Source organism: Candidatus Enterococcus wittei (assembly GCF_002140175.1).
In the GTDB taxonomy this organism is placed as follows: Bacteria; Bacillota; Bacilli; order Lactobacillales; family Enterococcaceae; genus Enterococcus_B; species Enterococcus_B wittei.
On the sequence record NZ_NGMO01000003.1, the window covers coordinates 173,345 to 179,804 of the forward strand.

The window sequence follows — 6,460 nt, forward strand, 5'->3', positions numbered from 1 at the left end:
TTTGAGCCCTTAGGCGCATCAACCGTACCTGAGCCAACATTTTGCCATTTACCGCTGTAGGTTTCATTAGATGGAATAGCCGGAAGACTGGTACTATCAATTTGAGTTTTAGATCCTAACTTCAACTCTTTCAAAGATGTCAACCCCGACAGCGTCTGAGTCTTAGAAGTAACTTTACTCATGTCCCAGTTAGACAAATCAAGACGTGCTAATTTTGAGGCATTATAGAACATGTAAGACACAGTAGTGACATTACTTGTATTCCACTTAGAAACATCGACACTCGTCAAACTTGAAGCACCTCTGAACATATTAGACATATTAGTGACATTACTTGTATTCCACTTGGAAACATCGACACTCGTCAAACTTGAGATACCATAAAACATAGAACCCATATTAGTGGCATTACTGGTATCCAACCTCCCCGCATTCTCAATCGTAGCGAGATTGGTCATATTCGCGAACATGTTCGATAAGGATGTATTGGAAGCAACACTCACATCTCCACTAAAGACGATTTTCTTCACATCATCCTTCGTTACCGATGCCCAATCTGAAGCATTGCTTACTGTACCTCCTGTTAAGGTGAGAACACCTGATGTAGCATCGTAATCATAAGAGACACCGCCAAAGATTAATGCCTTAGCCTGCCAAACATAAGTATCCGCATGTTGGGTTCCATCGTAGTTCGCCATCAATTCTGTAGAAGTCCAAATGTTTGTGCCCTTTGGTGCATCCACTGTACCTGAGCCAACGTTTTGCCATTTGCCCGTATAAATTTCATTAGATGGAACACCTGGAAGACTTGTGCCAGAAATGTTAGTTTTAGCACCTAACTTCAACTCTTTAAGAGATGTCATCCCCGAAAACATCGTTGCCTTATTGGTCACTTGACCCATGTCCCAGTTAGACATATCAAGCTTTCCTAAACCAGAAGAATAATAAAATACTGATTCCATATTCGTTGCACTGCTTGTGTTCCATTGAGAGACATCAAGGTTTTTTAATGCGCCTGTGCTCTGAAACATTCGAGAAAAAGTTGTAACCTTACTTACATCCCACTTAGAAACATCAAGGCTCGTCAAACTTGAGGCACCAGTGAACATATTAGACATGTCAGTGACCTTACTTGTATTCCAAGAAGAAACATCAACACTTGTCAACTTTGAGACATAATAGAACATAGACCCCATACTCGTCGCATTACTTGTATTTAATCTACCCGCATTCTCAATAGTAGTGAGATTGGTCATATTCGCGAACATATTCGATAAGGATGTGTTGGGGGCAACACCCACATCTCCACTAAAGGCGATTTTCTTCACATCAGCCTTCGGTACCGATGCCCAATCTGAAGCATTGCTTACTGTACCTCCTGTTAAGGTGAGGACAGCTGATGTAGCATCATAGTCATAAGTGACACTACCAAAGATTAATGCCTTAGTCTGCCAAACATAAGTATCCGCATGTTGAGTTCCGTCGTAGTTCGCCATGAACTCCTCAGAAGTCCAAATGTTTGAGCCCTTAGGCGCATCAACCGTACCTGAGCCAACATTTTGCCATTTACCGCTGTAGGTTTCATTAGATGGAACAGCCGAAAGATCGGTATCATCAATTTGAGTTTTAGGTCCTAACTTCAACTCCTTAAGAGATGTCATTCCATAAAACATCAACATCTTATTGGTCACTTGACCCATGTCCCAGTTAGATATATCAAGACGTGTTAACTTTGAAGCACCAGAGAACATATTAGACATAGAAGTGACTTTACTTGTATTCCACTTGGAAACATCAAGGGTCGTTGAACTGTTGACACCAGAGAACATAGAATACATATTCGTGACATTACTCGTATCCCAATTAGAAACATTAAGGGTCGTTAAACTGTTGAGACCAGCAAATAGATTTCTCATGTCAGTGACTTTACTCGTATTCCACTTGGAAACATCAACACTCGTCAAACTTGTAGCATTATGGAACATATAAGACATATTCATGACATTACTCGTATCCCAATTAGAAACATTAAGGGTCGTTAAACTGTTGGCACCAGAGAACATGTTGTTCATAGTAGTGACGTTACTCGTATTCCACTTGGAAACATCAACACTCGTCAAACTTGAGGCACCATTGAACATAGAAGACATAGTTGTTACTTTACCCGTATCCCAACTTTCTAATCCCGTGATACTCGTTAGTTTAGACAAATTTGTGAACATTCCAGTCATATTTGTTGTGGAGCTAACGTCTAATAATTCTAAGCCTTCTACACTTTCCAAGTTAGAAAATTGAGAAAAGAAAGCAGACATGTTAACGTTGGCCTTGATCTTAGAAGCATGAGTAATAAATCCTGAAAATTGGGTTTTTGCGCTATCTTCAAAAACTATCTTTTTTACCTCAGTTTTATTACCTTCAAAGTTTAAATTGTGTATTGTAGCATCATATCCATCCATGGCACTAGTTAAATCCGGATGCATATTCGATATTACACCGGTACGGAGACCTGTCAAAAGATAGAGAGTCCCTTGATAGACTTGGTACGCTACTCCCGTGCTTAATCCAGAATCGAATCCTCTATACACTTTCTCCAACGTATTGAATCTTTCACTGATGTTCCCTCCTACCTCCTGTGTTTCTTGAGCGCCATCATTTGAACTTTCACTACTGATAGCGCTGGATGTAACCTCACTTCCTGGCAGAGGATCAGATGGAAGCTCTTCTTTTGGAGCATCAGCTGTTGCTTCGCCTTCTTCAGATGTTACAACCTCTGGTGTTACAAAAGGATCCACCTCACCATTCACCCCATCTGGAAGATTTGCATTAGTACTTTCCGAAACTTCACCGGCAGATAGTGTATTTGCATGAATAACACTTGCAGGAGGAGAGAAAATCCCCCCAAGAATCACAGCCAAAAGAACTAAGTTAGAAAACCTAATTTTTTTTGTCTGATTATCTTCTAGCCTTTTCTTTCTTTCAAAAGAAAAGGCACAAAAAAGCAATTTAACCATTCTGTACCTCCATATAAATAATAAGAAAACTTGTTTTATTTAGGTAGAGCCTCGAACTCAAGTCCTAGCTCATACGTAACGGCAGTATTTGAAACTTTTTGACCATCATAGTCACCTTTGATATTCAATTCTGCTGTTGCACCTGACCCTGCTGGTGCTGTCGTTACTCCACCATTCCCATCCTCTATTGAACCTGGTGTTAAATCAAAGTTTTCACCTGAAGGCGCAAGCAAATCAGCACTCATAGAATTATTCACATCATCCTTAACATCGAGTGTCAAAGTATTGAATGCTTCGTTTAAAATCTCTATTGAATCTGTATCACTACCATTAAAGGAAACTATAGTAGTTTTAACACCACGTGCAGAGTGATTAATGATGTTATAGGTACCCGCAGGAGTTGCGACAGTGTCATTGCTAGCATCACTTGCGAAAACCATCCCATCTGGGAGTTCTACGTTAATCCAACGTGGATCACCTTCTGGGTATTGTGTTTCTGGATCCGTATTGTCACCACCCACTTCACCTGTAATTTTTACAATCGCTGAATCCTGAATCACCCCTGTTGGGTTGTTCGATGGATCTGAGTTGTTAATCACTTGTGCTGAGGCTGAAAGGTCTCCAAAAAGTGTAGACGTCAATGTAGCGAGTGCAAGTGCTACACCTAAAGTTGTTTTTTTCATATTTGTTCTCCTTTCAGAACGATAAGTGTTTGATTGGTATTAAAATTAAGTAATACCGTAATTCAATAGTTAAACAACGTGTAGAGTAACATTAAAGGTGTAAGCCATCCCCGTAATTTCTTGTTCCTTTTCAAGATCAAAAATTTTGATCTTGACTTGAGCTGGATATTCTCCTTTTTCCAATGATTGCTTCAAATCAAGGTGAGTATTCTCGTAACCGGGTTCCAACAAACCAGTTTCATAAAGAACTTTCCCGTTTTTATCCATAAGCACCGCTTGTTGCCCAACTTTGTTTGTGGGAATATTTCTCACATAGAATTCTCCTGTCTTCCCATCAGATTCAATATTAATATCTGAGCGTACTTGAAAGCGTGTATTCTTTACTGGTTTTCCTTTGAATGCTTCCAATTCTTTCTCGGAAAGACGTTCACCTCCTCGTGCAGGTAAACCTGTCAATGCAACAGGAGTTTCCATTGAATTCTGCGACCAAAAATGCCCGCCCACTGCTACAAGCGTTAAGATTACAATCGTAACTACAACTTTTATTCTACGTTTATATTTTGCATTCATGTCGTACAAAGTCATACTTTGTTCTCCTTTCAAATTTCCCTACGTTAATCAATTAGAGTCATTTGATAAAACTCTTTAATTGTCAATGAAAACGAAGTAGTGAAGTATTTGATTCAAAAAACAAGCCAAAGAATCTAATCCGAAAATATCTTTTTTATTTTCGGGATTCTTCAGCTTATTTCCAAAGAAGTTACTTACAGAACCCATTTATTAAATTCTAAAAAATTAGAATCATCTTGAGTCGTATATTCTTCGATCCATCTCATTAGTTTTATTTGATATAAATCTATAATTAAAAGAAAGTTTCTTTGCTATTATTAATAGATATTTTTAAGTCCTTTTTTAACTTGATTGAGTCGTTCTTTGCTTTTTTCTCTCAATCTCCACAGGGCAATAAAACAAAGGATGATTCCTCCAATCGTTATTAAAAATAAACGAGATTCTCCTAGTTGAGGAAGTTGTTTATCTTTTGATGGATTCTTCGCTGGTGGTTGCGTCATACTTGGTTTTTCAATGGTGGATGGAGGAACTTCTCCTCGATTTTCTTGCCCTAAATACCCTTTGACTGGAAGGCTGGTATCTGCTGAAACAGATACCGTTCCTCCAATCAATACAACGAAAAGAGTAAACAAATAAATTAATTGTTTCATAAGCTATTAAGGTTGAGGAATGATAACATTTCCATCGCCATCTACTGGCATGTCTGAACCGTCAGGAGCTAATGGTGTAAATTTCAATGTCAACTCATGATCAACCGTTGTTGGTGTTGTTAAAACAGTTGTAGCAGCTTTTCCTGAGAACTTGAAGCTGTCGCTAGACTTCCAACCATTTCCTTCTAAATTGGTGTTTTCATTTGGGTTTGTTGGTGTTGCAGAACCAGCACTTAATTCCATTAAGCCACCAGTTACAGTAGACTCCAATCCATTCCCATTTGCTACAGTAATATGTGCTGCACTACCAGATTTCAAACCTGGTCCATCGATATATAATTCATCGATATTATCAAAGTCATCTGCTGTCGTTCCTTTGTAATCTGTCACTTCCACCCGTACTGGTAAAGAAGATTTATTTTTGATTGTGTGTGCTCCTGAGATGATATTTTCATCATCAATTGCTGCAAAGCTGACAGAATTAGGAACTGAAACTGAAATCATGTAATCTGGATTGACTGGGAAGGTCGGCCCAGGCAATTCTGGATCAATATTATTCCCTAGTGTTCCTTCCACTGGGATCGTCACATTTGGTTGTTGATAGACCGTTTGTGTGCCATCTCCATTGTCGATGATATCTGCTGATACTAACGCTCCTCCTGTTGTTGCTAAAAGCATCGTTGCACCTGCTATAAGACTTGTCATTTTTGTATTTCTCATTATATTTTCTCCCCCTGTTTGTTTCCAAAAAATTATTATTATATAAAAGAACAAAGTTCTTTAATAACTAGTTAATGTGTTACTGTACCACGATAGTTAAGGCTGTGGTTGCCATACTTGAGTTGAGTAATTTTTTCTGTAGATCATAGCTTTCGATCGCTACTGTTGCTTTGTATTTCCCTGGTTGCAACGGTTCGCTTAACTCCACATTTTCGACTGCTTTACCTGGTTCCAATAGACCAGATTTATAAACTACTTGCTTGGTATCGTCCAGTGTAATTACTGCTTGTTGACCTACCGTATTTTCTTTCGCATTGTAAAACCACCATTTACCAGCTTTGCTATTTGCTTGTACATACATCAAAGCATAAGCGGTAATATCTTGGCTATCATTCGCCTTTTGGTCTAATTCTTTTTTGATTTGATCCCCATTCGCAGAGGTCGGTAAATCAATCGTTGATACTTGTGCAGGTTTTTGCATCAAGTGCCAAGTCAATAGACCAGCGAGTAGCGCCAACAACAATAGTAAAAGTAACAACCAACGTTTTTTCTTTTGTTTTTCTTCTTGCTTTTGTTGTGTTTGTTCCATTTATTTTGTCTCCTTCTTTATTACAATTGACATGTTCTTCATCATTTTAGTAAAGGCTTCTAGTCAAATCAAAGTGAATCGCCCTTTCTTTAACATCCTAAACCACATAACAGTTGTATACGTTAGGCTAGATATATAATAATTGAATTCCGTTATTAGTTGGTTTGTTTTTTTTTTTTTAAAATTTAATTTTTCGGACTGTAATTCTTTTATTACATTTCAATAATATTATACTGA

Annotated in this window: 6 protein-coding genes; all 6 read right to left on the reverse strand. The window is 38.3% G+C overall.

Features of this window, described 5'->3' with window-relative positions:
* Window positions 1-3,011, reverse strand: a 3,011-nt coding sequence (locus A5844_RS14280) for a BspA family leucine-rich repeat surface protein (protein WP_086284811.1), incomplete at its 3' end; no start/stop codon positions are given.
* Between the two features lie 35 nt (window positions 3,012-3,046).
* Window positions 3,047-3,694 (reverse strand): hypothetical protein, encoded by a 648-nt coding sequence (locus A5844_RS08735; RefSeq protein WP_086284812.1) that lies wholly within the window; start codon window positions 3,692-3,694, stop codon window positions 3,047-3,049.
* 69 nt (window positions 3,695-3,763) lie between these two features.
* Window positions 3,764-4,279 (reverse strand): hypothetical protein, encoded by a 516-nt coding sequence (locus A5844_RS08740; protein ID WP_086284813.1) that lies wholly within the window; start codon window positions 4,277-4,279, stop codon window positions 3,764-3,766.
* A gap of 302 nt (window positions 4,280-4,581) precedes the next feature.
* On the reverse strand, window positions 4,582-4,914 hold the full coding sequence (locus A5844_RS08745) for a hypothetical protein (RefSeq protein ID WP_086284814.1): 333 nt from the start codon (window positions 4,912-4,914) through the stop codon (window positions 4,582-4,584).
* 6 nt (window positions 4,915-4,920) lie between these two features.
* Entirely contained in the window at window positions 4,921-5,634 is a 714-nt protein-coding gene (locus A5844_RS08750) for a hypothetical protein (protein ID WP_086284815.1), read from the reverse strand.
* A 79-nt stretch (window positions 5,635-5,713) separates the two neighbouring features.
* Window positions 5,714-6,223 (reverse strand): hypothetical protein, encoded by a 510-nt coding sequence (locus A5844_RS08755; protein ID WP_086284816.1) that lies wholly within the window; start codon window positions 6,221-6,223, stop codon window positions 5,714-5,716.
* Between the last annotated feature and the right edge of the window lie 237 nt (window positions 6,224-6,460).